The 22,076-nt window shown below is 50.2% G+C and carries 15 protein-coding genes and 1 pseudogene; 4 read left to right on the forward strand and 12 right to left on the reverse strand.

Annotated elements, in window-relative coordinates; genetic code table 11:
• Window positions 1-91 precede the first annotated feature (91 nt).
• From M3089_RS03670 to M3089_RS03695, 7 genes and pseudogenes are all read right to left on the reverse strand, one after another.
• A complete protein-coding gene (locus M3089_RS03670; protein ID WP_249081793.1) occupies window positions 92-1,408 on the reverse strand; it encodes a bifunctional folylpolyglutamate synthase/dihydrofolate synthase in 1,317 nt (438 codons plus the stop codon).
• A gap of 53 nt (window positions 1,409-1,461) precedes the next feature.
• On the reverse strand, window positions 1,462-2,613 hold the full coding sequence (dnaJ, locus tag M3089_RS03675) for a molecular chaperone DnaJ (protein WP_205110483.1): 1,152 nt from the start codon (window positions 2,611-2,613) through the stop codon (window positions 1,462-1,464).
• A gap of 24 nt (window positions 2,614-2,637) precedes the next feature.
• The gene (locus M3089_RS03680) at window positions 2,638-3,228 is read right to left on the reverse strand and encodes a nucleotide exchange factor GrpE (protein ID WP_249081794.1); all 591 of its coding nucleotides are present in this window, start codon (window positions 3,226-3,228) and stop codon (window positions 2,638-2,640) included.
• Window positions 3,229-3,280: 52 nt separating this feature from the next.
• A complete protein-coding gene (locus M3089_RS15955) occupies window positions 3,281-4,327 on the reverse strand; it encodes an ABC-F family ATP-binding cassette domain-containing protein (RefSeq protein WP_421930560.1) in 1,047 nt (348 codons plus the stop codon).
• Window positions 4,328-4,360: 33 nt separating this feature from the next.
• Window positions 4,361-4,900 (reverse strand): annotated as a pseudogene (locus tag M3089_RS15960) (ATP-binding cassette domain-containing protein); the annotation flags it as partial.
• 326 nt (window positions 4,901-5,226) lie between these two features.
• Complete coding sequence (locus tag M3089_RS03690; protein WP_249081796.1) at window positions 5,227-6,564, reverse strand: NADP-specific glutamate dehydrogenase; 1,338 nt, start codon at window positions 6,562-6,564, stop codon at window positions 5,227-5,229.
• A gap of 317 nt (window positions 6,565-6,881) precedes the next feature.
• Complete coding sequence (locus M3089_RS03695; protein WP_249081799.1) at window positions 6,882-9,179, reverse strand: NADP-dependent malic enzyme; 2,298 nt, start codon at window positions 9,177-9,179, stop codon at window positions 6,882-6,884.
• 404 nt (window positions 9,180-9,583) lie between these two features.
• Between M3089_RS03695 and M3089_RS03700 the strand changes: the two genes are divergently transcribed.
• The 3 genes from M3089_RS03700 to M3089_RS03710 are packed head-to-tail and all read left to right on the forward strand — an operon-like array spanning window position 9,584 to window position 13,096.
• The gene (locus M3089_RS03700; protein WP_249081800.1) at window positions 9,584-10,216 is read left to right on the forward strand and encodes a TetR/AcrR family transcriptional regulator; all 633 of its coding nucleotides are present in this window, start codon (window positions 9,584-9,586) and stop codon (window positions 10,214-10,216) included.
• A complete protein-coding gene (locus tag M3089_RS03705) occupies window positions 10,213-11,604 on the forward strand; it encodes a GDSL-type esterase/lipase family protein (protein ID WP_249081802.1) in 1,392 nt (463 codons plus the stop codon). Before M3089_RS03700 ends, M3089_RS03705 begins: the two co-directional genes overlap by 4 nt.
• 4 nt (window positions 11,605-11,608) lie before the next feature.
• Window positions 11,609-13,096: an MBOAT family O-acyltransferase gene (locus M3089_RS03710; protein WP_249081805.1), complete on the forward strand. Its 1,488-nt coding sequence runs from the start codon at window positions 11,609-11,611 to the stop codon at window positions 13,094-13,096.
• A 65-nt stretch (window positions 13,097-13,161) separates the two neighbouring features.
• Here M3089_RS03710 and M3089_RS03715 read toward each other — a convergent pair whose 3' ends face one another.
• Complete coding sequence (locus tag M3089_RS03715; RefSeq protein ID WP_249081807.1) at window positions 13,162-14,679, reverse strand: DUF4301 family protein; 1,518 nt, start codon at window positions 14,677-14,679, stop codon at window positions 13,162-13,164.
• Window positions 14,680-14,795: 116 nt separating this feature from the next.
• Between M3089_RS03715 and M3089_RS03720 the strand changes: the two genes are divergently transcribed.
• On the forward strand, window positions 14,796-17,003 hold the full coding sequence (locus tag M3089_RS03720; RefSeq protein WP_249081809.1) for a RelA/SpoT family protein: 2,208 nt from the start codon (window positions 14,796-14,798) through the stop codon (window positions 17,001-17,003).
• Window positions 17,004-17,249: 246 nt separating this feature from the next.
• On the opposite strand, the gene M3089_RS03725 is transcribed toward M3089_RS03720, so the two are convergent.
• Genes M3089_RS03725 through M3089_RS03740 form a run of 4 tightly spaced genes read right to left on the reverse strand, consistent with a single transcriptional unit; the run spans window position 17,250 to window position 22,053 of the window.
• Complete coding sequence (locus M3089_RS03725) at window positions 17,250-19,274, reverse strand: glycoside hydrolase family 97 protein (protein WP_249081810.1); 2,025 nt, start codon at window positions 19,272-19,274, stop codon at window positions 17,250-17,252.
• Window positions 19,275-19,284: 10 nt separating this feature from the next.
• Entirely contained in the window at window positions 19,285-20,067 is a 783-nt protein-coding gene (locus tag M3089_RS03730; protein WP_249081811.1) for a glycoside hydrolase family 71/99 protein, read from the reverse strand.
• Window positions 20,055-20,501 (reverse strand): glycoside hydrolase family 71/99 protein, encoded by a 447-nt coding sequence (locus M3089_RS03735; protein ID WP_249081812.1) that lies wholly within the window; start codon window positions 20,499-20,501, stop codon window positions 20,055-20,057. The genes M3089_RS03730 and M3089_RS03735 overlap by 13 nt, the downstream gene beginning before the upstream one ends.
• A 13-nt stretch (window positions 20,502-20,514) precedes the next feature.
• Entirely contained in the window at window positions 20,515-22,053 is a 1,539-nt protein-coding gene (locus M3089_RS03740; RefSeq protein WP_249081813.1) for a RagB/SusD family nutrient uptake outer membrane protein, read from the reverse strand.
• Window positions 22,054-22,076 lie beyond the last annotated feature (23 nt).

The following is a 22,076-nucleotide window of genomic DNA, read 5'->3' on the forward strand; positions in this document are numbered from 1 at the left end:
TAGTTATCGTATTAATTGCAAAGTAACCGAAAAAAAACGGAATCGACAAATTAAACGCGGAAAAAAACGTTTACATCAGTGTTAAAAACAACTAAACGAATGCGCATAGGAAATCTGCCACTACGTAGCTGCTGCCACCAACAAAAATCAAATCTGCTTGTGATGCAGACTGTTTCGCTTCTTCATAAGCTTGTTTCACTGTCGGATATGTATTTCCGACCAGCCCATGACGGATTGCCATCTTCTGTAACTCAATTTCGGATAAGGCCCGCTTAGTGTTGGCTTTTGTGAAATAATAAACTGCGTCTTTGGGCAATAATTCCAACACTCCATCAATGTCCTTGTCATTAACCATGCCGAAAACTATCCGCTTGGAATGGCAGTCCACACGTTTGAGCTGTTCGCTCAGATATTTCCAGCCTCCTACATTATGCCCGGTGTCGCATATCACAAGCGGGTTGGTGCTCACTGTTTGCCACCTTCCCATCAGTCCTGTCGATGCTGCAACTTGCTTAAATGCCTCCCTTGCATGTGCCACAATCATGTTTGGATTTGTATTGGCATCAAGTTGTGGATATTGACCTGATTCGCTCAATACGCGGATGGCTGTTAATACAGTGTTCGCATTTTTAATTTGATACAGTCCGCTCAAGTCGCCGACCAATTCGCCAAAATGCTTTGTTTGATACATCATTCCACCGTTGTTCAGTGGTTGGGCAGCCATGACCTCTTGTTCGTCTGCTGCAAAGATGATTGCAGAGCCGTGGCTCTTGGCAACTTCTTCGAAAACAGGACGAGTCTCTGCGTTATATTCACCGACTACAACTGGTACCCCATCTTTTATAATGCCGGCTTTTTCACGTGCAATTTGCGCGAGTGTATTGCCAAGAAACTGGGTATGGTCAAAGCTGATGTTGGTTATTATCGACAATTCAGGCGTTATAATATTCGTGCAATCAAGTCTACCGCCGAGCCCCACTTCTATTATTGCAATGTCAACTTGCTCATCACGGAAATACTTGAACGCCATAGCAGTCGTAACTTCAAAGAAGGATGGGTGTAGAGGTTCAAAAAAGTTGCGCTCGTCTTCTACGAACTTAACAACATACTCTTCACTAATTGGCATGCCGTTAATCCTTATACGTTCGCGGAAGTCTTTCAAGTGTGGTGAAGTATATAGTCCGACCTTGTATCCGCAGGCTTGAAAAAATGCAGCCATTGTATGTGAACACGACCCTTTGCCGTTTGTTCCTGCAACATGGATTGTCTTGTAATGTCTGTGGGGATGGTTGAAATGGGCATCCAGCATCAATGTGTTATACAATCCTTCCTTGTATCCTGACGCGCCCTGCCTCTCAAACATGGGCATCTGGTTAAACAAGTACTCTGTCGTTTCTTTATAAGTCATAGGTCTGCTAAAATAAATGAGGTGCCTCGATATCAGCACCCCATCGTTGATATTTAATTGAAATAATTCTTAAATCGCTGGAAGATTGATTGCTTGGTTTCAGAATCTCCCTTAAAGTTGTCGCTATTACGCAACTTCAACAAGGCCTCTTTCTCATCCTTGGACAGCGTCTTCGGCACATATACACTGATGTTGACGACCAAATCGCCAATGCCGCGTCCGTAGCCTTGCACGGCCGGCAGTCCCTTTCCCTTAAGTCGCAGTGTCTTACCGGGTTGCGTTCCATTCTCAATCTTAACCTTCAACTTGGTACCTTCAATGGTTGGTATCTCGACCTCACCGCCAAGTGCTGCTGTAGGGAAATCAAGCAAAAGGTTGTATATCAGATTGTTACCGTCGCGCACGAATGTGTCGTTCGGTTCTTCTTCGATATAAACTTGAATATCGCCGTTAATCCCGTTGTGCTTACCGGCGTTGCCCTTTCCTGGAATGTTGACGACCATTCCCTCGGCCACACCGGCTGGGATGTTGATTTCAACAACTTCTTCTCCTTTGACAATACCGCTGCCACCACAGTTGTGGCACTTGTTCTTTATTACCTTTCCCTCGCCATCGCAGGTCGGGCATACGCCTTGCGTCTGCACCATTCCGAAAAAGCTTTGCGTAGTATGCATTACCACTCCCGACCCATGACAGGTGGGGCAGGTCTCGGCAGCGCTACCGCTCTCAGCACCGCTTCCATGGCAATGTGAGCAGACTACGTCTTTACGGACTTTGAATTTCTTTGTCACACCGTTGGCGACATCGTTCAGCGACAACCTAACCTTAAGCCTGAGGTCACTACCGCGATACTGCTGTGGGCGGCGCTGTCCGCCACCAAAGCCGCCAAATCCGGCACGTCCTCCGAATATGTCGCCAAACATAGAGAAGATATCGTCCATGTTCATGCTGCCGCCATTGAATCCACCAAAGCCTCCGCCTGCCGGTCCATTGAATCCGAACTGGTCATATTGCTGGCGCTTTTGCGGGTCATGGAGAACGTCATACGCCTCGGCAGCCTCCTTGAACTTTTCTTCAGCCTCTTTGTTGCCTGGGTTTCGGTCGGGATGATATTTTATTGCTATTTTCCTGTAGGCTTTTTTTATTTCATCCTCAGATGCGTCTTTGCCTACGCCCAGCACTTCATAATAGTCTCTCTTTGCCATTTGCTTTGCCAGAGTCGTTGATGGTTACTGTCCTACGGCCACCTTGGCGTGGCGTATTACCTTTTCATTTAACATATATCCCGTCTGAATGCAGTCGAGCACCTTGCCTTTCTTGTCATCGCCCATGCCAGGAACCATGGCGACAGCTTCATGCACATCAGTGTCGAAATCTGCATCTTCCGTGTCAATCTTCTTCACTCCCAAGCCCTCGAGAACCTTTTGGAATTTTGCATAAATCAATTCCATGCCTTCCCTGAGAACCTTTGGGTCTTCTGTTTTTTCTCCGTTTGCAATGGCACGTTCCATGTCATCGAGGACTGGCAGAATGGCAGATATGGCTTTTTCGCCACCGTTCAATATCAGCTCAGCCTTTTCTTTCAATGTGCGTTTGCGGTAATTGTCAAATTCGGCAACAGAGCGCAAATACTTGTCTTTAAGTTCGGCAATCTGCTCATTGGCAACATCAAGCGGACTCTTCTCTGCTTCTTTTTCATCGGCAGTGGTTTCATTTTTCGTCTGGCTTGCTGCAGTCTCGTCGCCGTTAACGCCGGCCTGCTCTTCGCAGACCTTCTCGTCGCCGTTCTCTATTTCTATTTCCTTTTCCTTCTCTTCCATAATAGTTGTCTGTCTTTTGTTGTATTACAAAACAGTACTGCAAAAACCATGCCTAATTGTTGCCGTACATCTTGGCCTTCAACTCCTTTATGCTCTCATCGTATATATACTGGTCGTATTCCATCAGTTTGTCTATAGTGCCGTTCGGAGTGAGCTCTATGATACGGTCGGCCACAGTCTGTATGAACTCGTGGTCGTGGCTGGCAAACAGAATGTTGCCCTTGAAGTTTATGAGATTGTTGTTGAATGCCTGTATGCTCTCCAAGTCAAGGTGGTTTGTCGGCGTGTCAAGTATCAGGCAGTTGGCGTTTTTCAGCTGCATCCTTGCTATCATGCAACGCATTTTCTCGCCTCCGCTCAGCACGTTAACCTTCTTGAGCACATCCTCGTCTTTGAACAACATCCTGCCCAGGAAGCTCTTCATCTGCACCTCGTTGCCTTTGCCAAACTGGCTGAGCCAGTCGACGAGGTTAAGGTCGCTGTCGAAAAACTCCGAGTTGTCGAGTGGCAGATATGCTGTTGTTATCGTCACGCCCCACTTGAAATCTCCGGCATCTGCCTTACGGTTGCCGTTGATAATCTCGAACAAGGCCGTCATGGCCTTTGGCGTGCGGCTGAGGAATACCGTTTTTTGCCCTTTTTCAATTGTGAAATTAACGTGGTCAAACAGAACGGTGCCGTCAGTGTCTACTGCCTTGAGGTCGTTGACTTCGAGAATCTGTGTGCCAGGTTCGCGCTCCATTTGGAATATGATGCCGGGATACTTCCTTGATGAGGGGCGTATTTCTTCAACATTAAGCTTTTCAAGCATCTTCTTGCGGCTTGTCGTCTGCTTGCTCTTTGCCACATTGGCAGAGAAACGGCGGATGAACTCTTCGAGTTCCTTGCGTTTCTCTTCTGCCTTTTGCCTTTGGTTCTGGGCTTGGCGCAGGGCCAGCTGCGAACTTTCATACCAGAACGAATAGTTGCCGGCAAACACAGTTACCTTGCCGAAGTCTATGTCTACGGTCTGTGTGCTCACGGCATCGAGGAAGTGGCGGTCGTGGCTCACCACCAGTACGGTCTGCTCAATGTTGCTCAAATATTCCTCAAGCCACATCACCGTGTCCAGGTCGAGGTCGTTGGTAGGCTCGTCAAGCAAAAGGTTGTCGGGGTGGCCGAACAAAGCCTTGGCCAGCATGACACGCACCTTCTCGTTGTTTGACAGGTCGCTCATCATCTTGTCGTGCAGGTCGTCTTTGATGCCCAGGTTGGTAAGCAACTGGTCGGCGTCGCTCTCGGCGTTCCAACCGTCCATTTGTGCAAACTTATCCTCAAGTTCGGCTACCCTGATGCCATCCTCCTCGCTGAAGTCAGGCTTCATATAGAGAGCTTCGCGCTCCTTCATGTTCTCCCACAGAGGCGCATGGCCCATGAGGACGGTGTCGCGCACGCTGTAGCCGTCGTATTTGAAGTGGTCCTGCTCCAATACCGACATGCGCTCGCCCGGCCCGAGTTCCACCGAGCCTTTGTTGGGTTCGAGTTCGCCGCTGATGGCCCGCAGCAATGTCGACTTGCCCGCGCCATTCGCACCGATGACGCCATATATGTTTCCATTGGTGAACTTGATGTTCACATCCTTGTAAAGTACTTTCTTCCCAAATTGAATAGCCAAGTTTGTGACTGTGATCATAATCTCTTTGCCTTATTATTTTACTGTAAAAACAACACTGTCTGTAAATTTAGCGCAAAATTAATATAATTTTCCGAGATGGCCAAATGGGAGGGGCTTCTGTGAGCATTTATCGCAGGCTTTTGGGCAACAGCAACCAATTTTGCTGGCTTACGACGCATTATTCGGTTGCGGCCGCCGCCAGGCTGGCTTGGGCGGTGATGGTGCCGGTGTCCCCTGGGGGCAGGCATCGTGGGCCGTGAAAAAACAATGGGGGCGCCCCCCTTGCAGGTGCGCCCCCGTTTCTTGGAAATGTCAAGCTTTTGTGTTGTCTTGTAGTGGTCTCATCATACGATGCCCTGTGCCATCATGGCCTTGGCCACCTTCATGAATCCGGCAACGTTTGCTCCCTTCTCGTAGTTGATGTAGCCATCGCTTTCGGTTCCGTATTTCACGCAGTTGTCGTGAATGTCCTTCATTATGACTTTCAGTCGGTTGTCAACGTCTTCGGCTGTCCAGCTGAGCCTTTCCGAGTTCTGGCTCATCTCGAGGCCCGACACCGACACGCCGCCGGCGTTTGAAGCCTTGCCCGGTGCATAAAGAATCTTGGCACTCTGGAATGCCTCGATGGCTTCGGGAGTCGAAGGCATGTTGGCGCCCTCGGCAACAGCTATTACACCGTTTGCCACAAGCGTCTGAGCCTCGTCGCCGTTGATTTCGTTCTGTGTGGCGCATGGCAGCGCAATGTCTGCCTTTTCGCCCCAAGGCCTTTCGCCGGCGTGATAAACGGCGTTGGGATATTCATCGGCATATTCCTTGATACGCCCGCGCTCTATATTCTTGAGCTCCATGACATAGTCAAGCTTTTCGCGGTCTATTCCATCCGGGTCGTAGATATAGCCGTCAGAGTCTGACAGGGTGAGAACCTTGGCGCCGAGCTGTATGCACTTTTCTGCAGCATACTGTGCAACGTTGCCCGACCCGGAGATGAGCACGCTCTTGCCGGCCAGCTCGATGTTTCTGGTGCTGAGCATTGACAGCAAGAAATAAACAGTGCCATAGCCTGTTGCCTCCGGGCGGATGAGCGAACCGCCAAACTCGCGGCCCTTGCCTGTCAGCACACCGCTCCACTCGTGGGTAAGCTTTTTGTATTGACCGAAGAGATAGCCTATTTCGCGTCCGCCAACGCCTATGTCGCCGGCCGGCACGTCGATGTCCGGGCCTATGTGCCTGTACAATTCGTTCATGAATGCCTGGCAGAACCTCATCACCTCTGCATCGCTCTTGCCACGCGGAGAGAAGTCGGAGCCGCCCTTTGCGCCTCCCATTGGCAATGTTGTAAGCGAGTTCTTGAAAGTCTGCTCGAAGGCAAGGAATTTCAATATGCCCAGGTTTACTGACTTGTGGAAGCGAATGCCGCCTTTGTAAGGGCCTATCACGTTGTTGTGCTGGATGCGGTAGCCCATGTTGGTCTGCACTTGGCCTTTGTCGTCAACCCATGTAACGCGGAACTCGATAACTCTGTCAGGAATGCAAAGTCGTTCGATGAGGTTGGCTTTCTCAAATTCAGGGTGTTTGTTGTACTCCTCTTCTATGGTCGGGAGTACCTGGCTTACGGCCTGGATGTATTCAGGCTCATTGGGGAATCTGCATTTAAGATTCTCTACGACTTGTGCTGCATTCATAATCTTCTGTTTTATTAGTTGGTTGTTCTAATTGTGTTTGCGTATCCGAAAATCGCTTGCAAAGATAAAGCATTTTCTTGAAATTGCAAGCGTTTTATCAAAATATTTGCGAAAATATTATCTTTTTGCCATTAATTTATGATTAATTTGAGGAAAAATGACAAAATTGTACTGTAAAATGTGTGCGTAAACAACAATCGTGCCCACAGTTCTTTTGCACGATTGACAACATAAATAAGCCGCTCACTGCAGCCCGACGGAGTGTCAGTCTTAGTGAGCGGCTGGATTTATTTGGCTGCGATGTGGCTATGCCGGCATCAGTCCATGCAGCATTTGTTTTTCAGCTTGTCTACATACGCGTCTATCACTGCCACGGCTGTGATGTTTACAATGTCGCGTACGCTGCATTCGAAATCGGTGAAATGTATAGGCTTGTTGAGCCCCATCTGTATCGGGCCTATTATTTCTGTGTCAGGGTCGAGCGTCTGCAGCAGTTTGTAGGCACTGTTGGCGCTGCTCAGATTGGGGAACACGAGCGTGTTGACGTCGAGGCCCTTGAGCCGCGAGAAGGGGTACTTGCTGTCGCGCAAGTCTTTGTTGAGGGCAAAGTTTACTTGCATCTCACCGTCGACAGCGAGGTCGGGGCATTGCCTGTGCAGCTCTTCAACAGCCTGGTGAACCTGCAGCGGGCTTCCGGCCTCGTCGGTTCCGAAGTTGCTGTAGCTCAACATTGCCATCACCGGTGTGTCGTTGAAGAACCTCACTGTCATGGCGCTGAGCTTTGCTATGTCGACGAGCACCTCCTTGTCGGGGTGGCGGTTGATGAGCGTGTCGGCAATGTAGAACGTGCCCTTCTTGGAGTTCAGGATATGCATCGTGCCAAAGTGCTTGTACTCCTTGCGTATGCCTATGACCTCCTTGGCCACCTTTATGGTGTTCGAGTATTTTGTATAGAGGCCTGTGATGAACGCATCGGCCTCGCCGGTCTCCACCATCATCATGCCGAAATAGTTGCGTTCAAACATCTTGTCGTTGGCTTCTTCGATAGTATAGCCCTGGCGCTGGCGTTTCTCGGCCAGAATCATTGCGTAGCGCTCGCGCCGTTCGGCCTGGTTGTCGTGCCTTAGGTTGACAATTTCTATGCCGTCGAGGTTCAGGTCGAGTTCCTTTGCCAATTTGGCAATGCGCTCATCGTTGCCCAGGATTATGGGCTGGCATATACCTTCGGCCTTGGCCTGCACCGCAGCCTTTAACATGGTGGGATGAATGCCCTCGGCAAAAACTACCCTCTGTGGGTTGTTGCGCGCGGTGTCATAGAGCTTTTGCGTGAGCTTTGTCTCCTGTCCGAGCATCTCCCTGAGCTGGTTCTTGTAGGCAGCCCAGTCGGTTATCGACGTGCGAGCCACTCCGCTGTCCATGGCGGCCTTTGCCACAGCCGCCGACACTTCGGTGATGAGCCTCGGGTCGACGGGCTTCGGTATGAAGTACGACGGGCCGAAAGTGAGGTTGTTGACGTGATAAACGTCGTTCACCACGTCGGGCACCGGCTGCTTGGCCAGGTCGGCAATGGCGTTGACGGCGGCCATCTTCATTTCCTCGTTGATGGCCGATGCATGCACGTCGAGCGCTCCGCGGAATATGTAAGGGAACCCAATCACATTGTTTATCTGGTTTGGATAGTCAGAGCGGCCCGTGGCCATGAGCACGTCGGGCCTGCTCTCCATGGCCTCTTCGTAGCTAATCTCCGGCACAGGGTTGGCCAGCGCGAACACGATGGGCTGGTCGGCCATCGACCTTATCATGTCTTGCGTGAGCACGTTGCCTTTCGACAGCCCGACAAAAACGTCGGCTCCCTTGATGGCTTCTTCGAGAGTGTGGATGTCGCGCCGGTCTGTGGCAAACATCTTTTTCTGCTCTGTGAGGTTAGCCCTGTCGCTGGTTATCACTCCCTTTGAGTCGAGCATCACTATGTTTTCGCGGCGTGCGCCGAGCGCCATGTACAGCTTGGTGCACGATATGGCAGCCGCGCCGGCTCCGTTGACCACAATCTTGACGTCCTTGATGTCTTTGCCGTTCACTTCAAGGGCATTCCTCAGGCCTGCGGCAGATATTATGGCCGTGCCGTGCTGGTCGTCGTGCATCACAGGTATGTCAAGGCTCTTCTTCAGCCGTTCCTCAATGTAAAAGCATTCGGGTGCCTTGATGTCTTCAAGGTTGATGCCTCCGAAAGTGGGCGCTATGCGCTCTACGGCCTCGCAGAATTTCTCCGGGTCTTTCTCGGCCACCTCTATGTCGAACACGTCGATGCCGCCGTATATCTTGAACAGCAGGCCCTTGCCCTCCATCACCGGCTTTCCGCTTATTGCCCCTATGTCGCCGAGACCCAACACGGCGGTGCCGTTGCTTATCACGGCCACAAGGTTGCCCTTGTCGGTATATTTGTAGGCATCTTCATTGTTCTGCTGTATTTCCAGGCACGGATATGCCACGCCCGGAGAATACGCCAAGCTCAAGTCTGTCTGCGTCCGATAGGGTTTTGTGGGTTTGACCTCGATTTTTCCCGGCCTGCCATTGGCATGATACTGCAATGCGGCCTCCTTTGAAATTTTCACCATGATAGTTACTCCTTAATTCGTTTTTATGTTGTTGCATGGCTGGCTGAGCAGCCCCGTTTCGTACGTTAAAATTACCTGTCCTGCCATTTGTATGTAACAAACTATGGTTCAACATGTTGCAACATGCGCCATTTGCCGCCCCGAAACGCCCTGTACGGGATGTCCAAACGGCCTGTCCGGCATGCCCGTATGGGCCGTATGGGCCACTGGGCCCTTGCCCGGCATCCCTCGCCCCCGTTTCTGTAAAGAAAACGCTCGGCCGCGATTCCCATCCGGGCTGGCCCGGTGAGCATGCAGAATGGTGCTTGATGCATATTAACTTCTATGCAAAGGTAAGAAAAACTAATTGAAAACTATCGGCTTTTTTTATTATTTTAGTAACTTTGCAAATTAAATTATCGATTATGGTTGAAAATAAAAATATAACAACATATAAAGAATCGCTCAAGGAGAAAATACTGTCTGCTGCGATGGCCCTGTTTGCAGAGAAAGGAATCAAGGCGGTGAAGATGGATGACATTGCAAATTCGCTGTCGATTTCGAAGCGCACCATCTACGAGATATGCGAGAACAAGGAAGACTTGCTGTTTGAAGGCGTCAAGAAGCGCAAGAGTGCCCAGCAGGAAGCACTGCGCGAATTTGCCGAAGGGGCCGACAACGTTATGGATATCGTACTTCACTCTTTCAGGCTCACAATAGAGCAATTCAAGTTTACCAACCCAGTATTCTATTCCGACCTGATGAAATATCCCAGGATAATGAGGTATTTCGAGGAAGACAAGAAAAAGTCGCAAAAGCAATTCCGCGAATTCCTCCACCGGGGCATTGGTGAGGGATATTTTCGTGAAGACGTCAATTACGACCTTATTATATATATACTAAGCGCGCAAGAACGATATATAATGATGTCGCAACTCTATAACATGTACTCTATGGAAGAAATATTCTACAACCTTATATTTATCTCTCTGCGCGGCATCTGTACCAACAAGGGCATAGAAGTCTTGGACAGTTTCCTCATAAACATCAAATCATGAACCAATGCTCCCGGGCATTTGTGCTGACTGGCCTTGTTGTGGCAATACTGCTGGCCATGCACATGTTGCCCACATTATATGTCAATGACATTGAATTGCGCCACGTAAACATACTGAGCGACGTGCTGCCCGAACCTTATGGAACCGACGGCGCCACAGCCGAAGTAGTTGCGCCACCAGCTCCACCTGCGCCCGTTGCCGTTGCCGACAGTGACAGTACGGCAGCAAGGGTGGAGGAGGTACACCCTGATGGTGTTACCATGATTGCCGACTATTCTGCAGGCGAGGCCGGTGGAATGGATCATTTTTACCACATGCTTGCCGGTGCGGGGGCGGCTGGGCGTCCGGTGCGTATTGCCTACTTTGGCGATTCGTTCATCGAGGGCGACATACTTACGTGCGACTTGCGCGAAAAACTGCAACAGGCGTTTGGCGGAAACGGAGTTGGGTGGGTTGACTGCGGAAGCAAAATAAACGGTTTCCGGCGCACGATAACACAAAATTTCGGAGGCTTTGCAGAGTATGAGGTGGTAAAGAAACCCTACTCACACAAGGTGGAGGGCATAAACCAGCGATACTTCATACCGTCTGAAGGGGCTTTTGTCACAACTAAAGGCACGACATACAAGCCGCACTCGGCTTCGTGGCAAGTGGCCCGCCTCTTCTTGCGTACCGACACCACGCTTACAGTGACGGCACAGACGGACAACGGCAGGCGGCACACGTACAACGTGAAGTCGTCGCCGTCGGTACAGATGCTTACCATGGCCGACACCACCAACAGTATATCATACAGCTTCACCGGCGTTGGCCGCGACACCTATGTCTACGGCATGGCGCTCGAATCGGCCGGAGGGGTGGTGCTCGACAATTTCAGCATGAGGGGGTCGGCAGGATATACTCTGGCAAGCATACCGCAGCAAACATTGCGAGATTTTGCCAGGCTTCGCCCATACGACCTTATCGTGCTGCATTTCGGACTCAACGTGCTGAATGAAAAAAGCCAGATTGCCAATTACAAGGCATACACAAAGCGTATGCAGAAGGCTGTCGACAACCTGCGCAAGGCATTCCCCGAGGCATCGATACTCATAGTGAGCGTGCCCGACCGTGACCAGCGCACGGCTGCCGGCATACGTACCATGAACGGGGTTGAGTCGCTCGCCGCTTACCAACAGCTGATGGCCTCGGAGTGCCGTGTGGCTTATTTCAACCTGTTCGAGGCCATGGGAGGGCGCGAGAGCATGAAAGCCATGGTGGACAAAGGATGGGCCAACAAAGACTACACCCACCTGAGCTTTGCCGGTGGGAAGCATGTGGCCAACTACATCTTTGAATCATTCATGGCCGGATTTGAAAACTATAAACGTCGAAACAACATTAAATAGAACAATGCTTGACAGTATTTCACATTTGTTGGCATACAATCCAGACGAGCCTCTGATATTCAGCAGCGGCCTTTTCCTGTTTCTCTTCCTGGGCTTTTCGTTCGTCTACATGCTCCTGCAGAGGCAGCGAGTTCTGCGATTGCTGTTTGTCACGGCCTTTTCATACTACTTCTATTATAAGAGCAGCGGTGTTTACTTTGTGCTTCTGGCCATTGTCACCGTGAGCGATTATTTCATTGCAGCCGGAATATGGAACTACAGGCAGCGCCACCCCGAGCGCAGACTGTTGCCAAAGGTGCTGGTTGCGCTGAGCCTTTGCATCGGATTGGGCATGCTGGGCTATTTCAAGTATACCAATTTCTTTGCAGGTCTCATTGCCCGCATGGTTGACTTCAACTTTCAGCCGTGGGACATCTTCCTGCCCGTTGGCATAAGCTTCTTCACGTTTCAAAGCCTCAGCTATACGATAGATGTGTATCGCGGGCAGCTCAAACCTCTGCCCTCGTTGCTTGACTATGCGTTCTTTGTGTCGTTTTTCCCCCAACTCGTTGCCGGCCCCATAGTCAGGGCGCGCGACTTCGCCCCCCAGATACGGCATCCGTTGGTCGTTACAAGCGACATGTTTGCCAAGGGCGTGTTCCTTATTTCCATAGGCCTCTTCAAGAAAGCAGTGATAAGCGATTACATCAGCCTCAACTTTGTTGACCGTATATTCGACAATCCCGGATTGTACAGCGGGATAGAGAATCTGCTCGGATTGTATGGCTATGCCCTGCAGATATATTGCGACTTCAGCGGATACAGCGACATGGCCATTGGCTTGGCGCTGCTTCTGGGATTCCATTTTCCAATGAACTTCAACGCACCATACGTCAGCAGCAGCATATCGGAGTTTTGGAGGCGCTGGCATATTTCGCTCTCTACGTGGATACGCGACTATATATACATATCGATGGGAGGCAACCGCAAGGGAAAGCTGCGCACGTATGTAAACCTGGTGGTTACCATGCTTCTTGGCGGATTGTGGCATGGCGCAAGCCTAAATTTCGTGGCTTGGGGCGGCATGCACGGTTTGGCGCTGGCTGCTCATAAGTATTTCCGCACCGATGTGCTTCACCACGACAGGAATTACCGTTCACACGGCTTGCGCAAGGCATTGGCGTGCATAATCACTTTCCATTTCGTATGCTTCACGTGGATATTTTTCAGAAACGGAACGTTCGAGGCAAGTGGTGTAATGCTGAAGCAAATATTCACCGACTTCCACCCCGAACTGTTCTGGCAGGTTGTCGTCAACTACAAATATGTGTTCATGCTGATTGCCTTGGGCTATCTGACCCACTTCATTCCAGACTCGTGGCAGGAGCGCATGATATATTGCCTGAAGCGGGGCAATATAGTTGTCGACGCATTGCTTATAACAGCTGTCATCTATATAGTTATCCAGATAAAGAGCAGCACCATCCAACCGTTCATCTATTTCCAGTTTTAAGAATGGCAAAGCGAAGTGGCAAGCCGGTTGTCGGGCTTGCCACTTCGCTTTATTCAGGTTGGTTGTTACTGGTGTTGCTCGCGGAGCAGGTCGTTGACAGTCTTCACAGGATTGAACGTTGTCAGCGGAACTTCTACGAAAACGGTGTTCCAGTCACTCATGGCCCCGTTCCACAAGCCGGGCAGTTCGAGGGCCTTGAGCTCTTTGCCGTTCTTGCTCTTGCTGCTGATGAAGCCAGTGGTCTTGTCTACGTATTTAGGCAGGTCAAACGCGTTGCCCTTGTAATCCTTTACGGCGCAGACCAAGTCGACGGGATTGAAGTGTGTGCCTTTGGTGAACATCTCGACATACTCCTTGTTAGACTTGTCTATCTGGCTGCTCTCAAGTATCTGCAGGCTCACAGTGCCGTCATGGTTGTATGTAAGGAACGGGCCTCCGCCGGGTTCACCCACGTTCTTGACCACACCGCAAACGCGTATCGGTCGGTTCAGCTTGTTTTTGAGGTATATCACCAGTTCGGCATCCTCCAAGTGCTTGATGTCCTGCTTTCGGCAGCATAGGTCGTTCTGCACGAAACGTATGATGCTCTCGAGCTGCTCGTGTGAGTAATTTCCTGTCTCAAGAAGGTTGAGGTATTCAAACACTTTTTCCTGTATCGTTACGAGCACGCCAGCAATCACTTGCTTGTATAGCACTGTGTCGCCTTTGAGCCTGTCGGGCACTACATTGTCGATGTTCTTTATGAATACTATGTCGGCCTCTATCTCGTTAAGATTCTCGATGAGCGCGCCGTGGCCTCCCGGGCGGAACAACAGCTTGCCGTCTTCAGTCCTGAAGGGGGTGTTGTCTGGGTTGGCGGCAATCGTATCTGTTGAGGGCTTTTGCTCAGAGAACGAGATGTCATAGTCTACGTTGAATTTTTCACTGTAATATCCAAGCTTGGCCTCGACCATCGACTTGAACAAATGCAGGTGCTCGTGGCTTACTGTAAAGTGGATGCGAGACTTACCCTTGCTTGAAGCATAGAGGGCGCCCTCAACCAGATGCTCTTCCACGGGAGTGCGAACACCGTCATCATATTTGTGGAAAAGCAACAAGCCTTTAGGCAGCTGCCCATAGTTCAGCCCCTTGCTCTCCAGTAGGTTGGCCACAATCGCCTTATAGTTGCCGTCGGCTATCAAGTCGCAGACAGACTTGCCTTCGTTGTTTAAGCAAGCCTTGTCAAGCGCATCATAGAAAGCAAACCGCTTCAAGCCGTCGAAAAAATGCTTTTCAAAATCTGTCGTCGGAACATCGTAATCAGCGTCAAGGAAAGCAAACAAGTCTTTGAACATACGGCTTGCGGCACCAGAGGCAGGAACAAACTTCACTATCTGCTTGCCTTGTTCCTTGTAATTCTCCCATGCAGCCTCATACTGTTTGCATTCGTCGTCGGTCAAAGCCATGATTCCATGGCCGATGCCGGCAGCTGCTTCTAATCTCAAAAATGGGAAGCCTGTTTTAAACTCATCAAGCTGATTCTTGATTTGCTCTTCTGAAATGCCCTTGGAGGCAATCTGTTTCAAGTCGTCTTGTGATAACATATATATTGAATTTAAAGTAATTTCGTCACAAATATACTAACTTTCCGCCGAAAAATTGAAATAATGAGATAAAAGTTGTACCTTTGCAATGATATATTAACACACAGAGAGTAATTATGGCCGATAGATTTGAGTTTACACATCAGGAAAAAGCAGCATCTTTGCTATTATACTCCACGCTGAAGGAAAAGATTGGGCCGTCACTTCTTCCCGATGACGAGAAGAAGATACGTGGCCACCTTGCTGATTCTGTAAAGCAGAATCTCATCAAGCGTGATGTGTTTGGGCTTAACCCGGTATTGTTCGGTTTCCAAACAGCCATGATTGTTGTTGACGAGATTGGGCTCAAAAGAGATGCCGTGCTGGCGATACTGCTGCACCCAAGCGTGTCTAACGGTTATGTTTCAATAGACGAAGTGCGTGAGCAGTTCGGCGATTCCGTGGCCCGCATACTCCACGGGCTGGAAAGGATAGCCGACCTGTATGCCAAGAATCCTGTCATTGAGAGTGAGAATTTCCGCAACCTGTTGCTGTCTTTCGCCGAAGACATGCGGGTGATTCTAATAATGATAGCAGACAGGGTTAACCTCATGAGGCAAATACGCGACACGGAGAACACAGAGGCCAAGATGAGGGTGTCTGAAGAGGCTGCCTATCTTTACGCCCCGCTGGCCCACAAGCTTGGCCTGTATAAGCTGAAAAGCGAACTTGAGGATCTGTCGTTGAAATACTTGGAGCACGATGCCTATTACATGATAAAGGACAAGCTGAATGCCACCAAGCAGGCCCGTGATGCCTATATCAGCAGGTTCATCGAACCGATACAGAAACGGCTTATGGATGCGGGACTGCGCTTCCACATGAAAGGCAGGACAAAAAGCATTCATTCGATATGGCAAAAGATGAAGAAACAGAAGTGTGCCTTTGAAGGCATATACGACTTGTTTGCCATACGTATCATTCTCGATTCGCCGCAAGACAAGGAGAAAATGCAGTGTTGGCAGGCTTATTCCATTGTCACTGACATGTATCAGCCGAATCCGAAGCGCTTGCGCGATTGGTTGTCTGTGCCGAAGTCAAATGGATATGAAAGCCTGCATATCACGGTGCTCGGGCCTGAACAGAAATGGGTTGAGGTGCAAATAAGGACCGAGAGGATGGACGAGATAGCCGAGCGGGGAGTGGCGGCACACTGGAGATACAAGGGCATAAAAGGTGAAATTGGGCTCGATGAATGGCTTACAAACATACGCAACATCCTCGAAACGAGCGATGACCTGCAGGTCATGGACCAGTTTAAAATGGATTTGTATGAGGACGAGGTATTCGTTTTCACCCCAAAAGGAGATTTGTTTAAGTTTCCAAAAGGCGCAACAGTATTGGATTTTGCCTACCACATACATTCAAAGATAGGCAGTAGCTGCACAGGGGCCAAGATAAACAACAAGATTGTAACCTTGCGCGAAGAACTGCACAGTGGCGACCAGGTTGAGATACTGACCTCAAGCACCCAGAAACCCAAGCAGGCATGGCTCAACATCGTGAAGACATCGCGCGCCAAGGCTAAGGTAAGGCTGGCCTTGAAAGAAACGCAGGTGAAGGAAGGGCAGTATGCGAAAGAAGTCATAGAGAGGAAATTCAAGAACCGCAAGATTGAATTCGATGAGTCAACCATGGCCCGGCTTATCAAAAAGATGGGCTTCAAAGAGGTTAGCGATTTCTATAGGCAGATTGCAGATGGCGAATTGGACACCAATGAGGTAATCGACAAGTACGTTGAGCTTCAGTCAAAGGAAAAGAGTGGGGCAGGGGACCAGCCTGCCCGAAGTGCGGAGGAATTCAATTTCAATGCTGCCAATGAGATGTCTGTGCCCAATGACGATGTTTTGGTTATAGACAGAAACCTTAAGGGCATCGACTATCAACTTGCCCGTTGCTGTCAACCGATTTATGGTGACGACGTCTTCGGGTTCGTCACAGTCAACGGAGGAATAAAGATACACCGAACCGACTGTCCTAATGCGGCAGAGTTGAGAAAGCGTTTCGGCTACCGTATTGTCAAAGCCCGATGGAGCGGCAAAGGTTCGTCGAAGTATTCAATCACACTCAGAGTTATTGGAAATGACGACATAGGCATCGTAAACAACCTTACAAGCATAATAAGCAAAGACGAACGACTGACATTGCGCTCTATAAGCATCGACAGCAACGATGGCTTGTTTAGGGGCAACCTGGTGGTTATGCTTGAAGACACCTCGCGCCTTGAGTCTCTAATAAAGAGGTTGCGCACTGTAAAGGGGGTGAAACAGGTTGAGAGAATATAAAAAACTGCCGCCATATTTTGGGAGAATAAGAATAGAATGCCCGAGGATTCTCTCCTCGGGCATTCTATTTGATGCACATAGAGTTAATTCATATCTGCTGCATATTTGGGGTACAATGCCTGTCAATGTATGGTCATAGGACAGTGTGCAGGATAAATTCTCAGACTAAGCTCATGCCATGTCATAATCGATTGGTATTTGCTTTCATCCAATGAAAGTCAATTGCGTGCGTCGATATTCCTTATGTTATCTTGCATATTTAATTCTTATCACTGCGCCACCGCTTGGTGCGAGATGTATTTTAAGGGAGTCGTTGCTTTTCACCAATATCCTTTCATAGCTTATCGGATAGGGATTTGTACGATAGTCGGCTCCAGGCCCGTCGGAAAACACCTCAGCGACATACTGGTTGTCTTTGTCGAGGAAGGAGAAGTTGACTGTGATGTCACGCGGGTTTTCATCCGTCGCACTCCCCACATACCAATCGTCGCTGTATCGGTCTTTTCGGGCGATAGTCAGAAATGAGCCAATCTTCGCGTCAAGCACCACCGTCTTCTCGAAATTTGTGGGCACGGTCTCTATGAAACTGAAGGCGGGATGACCTTCATAGTTCTCTATCTTGTCCGCAGCCATCTGCCACGGTGAATATAGCAGTATGTACTCTGCAAGTTGCTTCGTGACGGTGGTTTGCGGGCGAGTGCCTGGCTGTGCCTTATTTGTAAAGTCAAAAATGCCAGGAGTGAAGTCCATTGCTCCTGCAAGGCCGCGCGTGAACGGTAATACACAAACATGATACGGCGGGTTGCCCCCATCTGAGCTCCACGCGTTGTACTCCTGTCCGCGCATGCCCTCACCCGACATCAGGTTTGGCCACGTGCGGCAGAGACCTGATGGCATGGCCGGTTCGTGGTTGATGACCATGATGTGATATTTTGCCGCCGTCTCCAAGACCTTCCGGTAGTGGCGTATGCCGTACTGCGAGTGCTGGTCTTCCTTGTCATCCATGAGGGGATTGACGTAACCCGTCTTTATGACCTTTATGCCAAGCCGCCGGTAAAGAGAAAACGCGCTGTCGAGCTGGTTCTCATAGTTACTTGCCGCGCCGCCTGTCTCGTTGTGTGCCACAAGGCTTACGCCTCTGTCGAGAGCATAGCGCTGAAGGCCCTCGAGGTCGTAGTCTGGGTAAGCATTGGTGAAGCTGAACTTGTCGCCATCCTTTGTCCAGTCGCCGTCCCAACCATAGTTCCAACCTTCCACTAGCACCCCTTTCATGTGATGGCGAGCGGCAAAGTCGATGTATCTTTTGGCATTATATGTAGTCGCTCCGTGGTTCGGCCCTTGACTCCAAGTATAATCCCTCATATGCATTTCCCACCAAATGCCGACATATTTTCCTGTTGTAATCCACGAAGTGTCAGCTATCTTGCAAGGTTCATTGAGATTGAGCATCAGTTTCGACGTTATGAGCTCACCGGGAGTCTTAGTGATGGTTATTGTACGCCATGGCGATACGAACGGAGCTGTGGCATACACCTTAACGCCGTTGCTCCAAGGTGTGAGTGCCGCGACGAGTGTCACAGCCGCTCCGGGGAGATGGCGCGGAGTATAATTGAGACTCGCATAGTCGGTGAGGTTGGCTTCGTGGAGCACCATAAACAGTGAGTCGCCTACCTCTATGGTGATTGGCGTAGATACGGTATCCTTAGTGCTGAGCGGAGCTTTCGTCCAAAGAGCCTCATAGTATCGGGTTCGATTGGTGGGTTCGGTCCATGCCTCGGCATCAACCGGCATGGTAATCTGTGTTTTCTCTTCCATTATCTGGAAGTCACCAAGGTTCTTTTGGCGCGGAAACTCATAGCGGAAGCCCAGCCCGTCGTTGAATACTCGGAACACCAAAGAGAGCTGCCGTCTCAGCCTGTCCTTCTGCTGCAGATTGACACGGAGCTCATTGTAGTGGCAGTCTACAACGCGATCCTCCCCCCACGGCTGTGTCCACGTCCCATGCTTCGTGTTCCTTGACTTTGACGTTATCCTGAAATCGTTGTCGAACGGTGCGTCGCTGAGCCGAAAACCAAGATAGGACGTGTTGACCACAACTTTGTCGTTGTGATTGACAGTGTAATACGGCCTGCCGTCCTTGACACCTATCGTCACCTTGATGCTTCCATCGGGCGAAGTCACCACATCGGCCGCAAAGCCCGCCGTCGGGGCCGCCACGAACAGTAGCGCGGCGGCCAGGCAACGGCATAAATGGTTTTGTTTCTTAAACATTGTTGATACATTAAAGATTGTCCATCAGTTGGGATGCCTTGTCAGGCTGAAGAGTGTTCAAGAGGTTGAAACACTCATCGAGAGTCTTGAGCGCGGAACTTTCTGACGCATGTTTCACCATGAGAGTGTACCACCTATATATAAGCTGTAGGTCTGACTCTTTGTAGCCTACTCCGGTGAAGGCCTGCAGCTTTGATAGATAGCGGTAACCAAATTCGGCGGTAGGTTCTATGATTGTGCCCTCGCCATAGTCATTCCATGTCGAGACTTGCAGCCACTGTAGTCCGGCGTCGCCGGCCGCCCTCAGCTGTCTGTCGAAGAGCGACCCACCCTCGTCATCATAGGAAGCATAGCCGTCTCCGGCGTTGCCCTCCTTATAATAGTCCTTGAAGCCGGGCATGGCGCCGCCAATGACAAAGTCGAAATTGCCTTTCGCCCATCTGTACCAGCTGTCGGAAGCCGCATTGCCCCAAAGATATTCGCCCATGCTGTTGGAATATGACTCATCGTTGACAAGTGAGGAGTGGCCGTTGAGCACCACAAAGGCCGGTCTGTCCGTTAGTGCTTGGAAAATGCGAAACCACAGCTTGGGCGTCTTGACAGCTTGTGGCCCGAATACGAGGAGCAGAGGTTTGCCTCTCACTTTGGCATAGTTGTCGGATTGGAAAAAATGCGTGGCGAGGTATCTCATGTCCTCACGACCTTTTGCAACAGGGTCAGAAACTTTAGACAGCGTCTGGTCCTCATAGACAATGGCCATCTTGAGGCCGGTCTTCTCGATTATGCTGAACAAGGCCCCGTGTTGCTTGTATGTCGCGCAGTGGTATTGTCGGCATCTGAACCGTACCAATCAACCATAACACCGTCAACGCCTGAATACTTCATCAGCAAGCATTGGTATTTGAGAATGGTTTCGTCGCCAGATGCGTAAGGGCCTGTTAGGGGATGATAGTGCGAGGCGACATCTCCTGTAGAATGATCAATCGAGGTGTTCATGATCCAGTGCCAACCCCATTTTCCGTCGAGGCTTGACGAGGATGTCTCGAACCAAGGCATGAAATGGACATACACGTTCATGTTGTTTGTCTTGGTGGGCAATACGGACTTCACCGTTTCTGTGTAATCCTTATCACCGTTTCCACTGTCGCCGTCATTGCTGTCGCTGCATGACGGCAGCATGACGGCGCAAACAGTGAAAAGCATTGTGTAAAGCAATAACCTTTTCATCTTTTCCTGGTGATCAGTTATCTGAATAGCCGGGGTTCTGACGCAGGTTGGGATTCTTCTTCAGTTCCTCTGCTGGTATGGGAAATATGCCGGTATGGTGGTCATCAGCGTCATCATCTTTCTCCCACCAAGACTTGAAGTAGGTGCCGAAGCGTATGTTGGTTGTGCGACGCAGTCCCTCGAAGGCAAACTCATGCTTCCATTCGTCGTCAAGCTTCTGCTCGTCAAGGTCGGTGAGGCCGGGCAGTCCGGCACGCTCGCGAATCTTGTTGATATAATTGAGAGCCGTCGATGTGTATCCGAGACGGTAGTTAGCCTCAGCCTGCATCATCAGCACCTCGGCGTAGCGCATGAGCACCCAATCGTTGTCGCGCTCCCAAGAGTCCGTGGCACTCCACTCGTACTTGGCAAGACGCGCTCCCTGTGGCTGAGTGGCATCGTCGTTGCTATTTATCTCCTCAGTATAGCACAGGGGCTCACCATTGTCCATAAGCACTTCAGAACCATTGTCGGCACGATACTGCTGGCCTATCAGGAGAGTTTTGTCGCGACGGTTGTCGCCCTCCTCATAAGAAGAGTACAAACCGGGCTGGGCGCAGATGCCGTTGCCGCACCATTGATATGAGCCGTCAGCTGAGAACGCCCATTTTTGGTTGTAATGATAGGTCATAGAGGCAAGGTAATTGCCTGTGGTGCCCTGCTTGTGATCGTAAGGTATGGCGAAGATAATCTCAGTTGATGTCTCGTTCTTTATGAGGAAGTTTGCCTTGTAATCGGGTGTGAGCGAATAGCCCGACACCTTGTCGCAGGCATCCAGGCATTTCTGCCACTGCGGAGTACCGGTATATACCTCGGCGTTTAGGTAGAGACGTGCCAGGAGGGTGTTGGCCACGTTCTTGGTGAAGCGACCATACTGTACTCCGGATGGCAGCAGGTCGATGACCTCGGTGAGCTCTTTCTCAACGAAGTCATACACTTCCTTTCGTGTGGAGTTGACCGGCAGTTCGGTCTGGGTGAAGTCGGTGGTAATAGGCACATTGCCAAACCCATCAAGAAGCAGGTAGTAATAGTATGCACGCAGGCCGCGAAGCTCTGCATTCACCTTTTGCTTAGCTTCATCAGTGAGTCCGCTCTGTTCAACCTGATAGACGATTGCGTTCACCTTCGACACCCCCACGAAGGCGTATCTCCATCCTGCCAGCACACAAGTGTTGTCTGCCGTCCAGTTGTGGCGCTGCAACTGCTGATAGCGTCCGCCATCGTACCAATCGGTGCCTCGGGTTGGTATGCAAGCCTCGTCACTGCTGCACTCGTTGAGGAAGAACACGTATTCGCTGGCAGGGTAGCAGTTGACGCCATTGCCCTCATCTGTAGATGAGCCGTAGCCTCGCAGTGAGGCATAAGCACCACCAACGATTGTGTTAATCTCACTCTCTGTCTTCCCGTAGTCGTCGGCAGAGACCAGATTGTACAGCTCCTCATCGAGATTTGTACAGCTCGAAAATACAAGGGCGCTGCTTAGCATTGCGCAGTATAATGTCTTTATCTTCATGATTATTATCTTTGGGTTTAAAG

It is taken from the genome of Marseilla massiliensis (genome assembly GCF_023336985.1).
Lineage (GTDB): Bacteria > Bacteroidota > Bacteroidia > Bacteroidales > Bacteroidaceae > Prevotella > Prevotella intestinigallinarum.

What these genes read in the sequence shown, in the direction of transcription:
- M3089_RS03715 (WP_249081807.1), bottom strand. Translation starts at nt 14,679, where the DNA reads ATGTTATCACAAGACGACTTGAAACAGATTGCCTCCAAGGGCATTTCA.
- M3089_RS03700 (WP_249081800.1), top strand. Translation starts at nt 9,584, where the DNA reads ATGGTTGAAAATAAAAATATAACAACATATAAAGAATCGCTCAAGGAG.
- M3089_RS15955 (WP_421930560.1), bottom strand. Translation starts at nt 4,327, where the DNA reads ATGTGGCTTGAGGAATATTTGAGCAACATTGAGCAGACCGTACTGGTG.
- M3089_RS03670 (WP_249081793.1), bottom strand. Translation starts at nt 1,408, where the DNA reads ATGACTTATAAAGAAACGACAGAGTACTTGTTTAACCAGATGCCCATG.
- M3089_RS03695 (WP_249081799.1), bottom strand. Translation starts at nt 9,179, where the DNA reads ATGGTGAAAATTTCAAAGGAGGCCGCATTGCAGTATCATGCCAATGGC.
- M3089_RS03705 (WP_249081802.1), top strand. Translation starts at nt 10,213, where the DNA reads ATGAACCAATGCTCCCGGGCATTTGTGCTGACTGGCCTTGTTGTGGCA.
- M3089_RS03690 (WP_249081796.1), bottom strand. Translation starts at nt 6,564, where the DNA reads ATGAATGCAGCACAAGTCGTAGAGAATCTTAAATGCAGATTCCCCAAT.
- dnaJ (WP_205110483.1), bottom strand. Translation starts at nt 2,613, where the DNA reads ATGGCAAAGAGAGACTATTATGAAGTGCTGGGCGTAGGCAAAGACGCA.
- M3089_RS03710 (WP_249081805.1), top strand. Translation starts at nt 11,609, where the DNA reads ATGCTTGACAGTATTTCACATTTGTTGGCATACAATCCAGACGAGCCT.
- M3089_RS03720 (WP_249081809.1), top strand. Translation starts at nt 14,796, where the DNA reads ATGGCCGATAGATTTGAGTTTACACATCAGGAAAAAGCAGCATCTTTG.
- M3089_RS03725 (WP_249081810.1), bottom strand. Translation starts at nt 19,274, where the DNA reads ATGTTTAAGAAACAAAACCATTTATGCCGTTGCCTGGCCGCCGCGCTA.
- M3089_RS03740 (WP_249081813.1), bottom strand. Translation starts at nt 22,053, where the DNA reads ATGAAGATAAAGACATTATACTGCGCAATGCTAAGCAGCGCCCTTGTA.
- M3089_RS03735 (WP_249081812.1), bottom strand. Translation starts at nt 20,501, where the DNA reads ATGAAAAGGTTATTGCTTTACACAATGCTTTTCACTGTTTGCGCCGTC.
- M3089_RS03680 (WP_249081794.1), bottom strand. Translation starts at nt 3,228, where the DNA reads ATGGAAGAGAAGGAAAAGGAAATAGAAATAGAGAACGGCGACGAGAAG.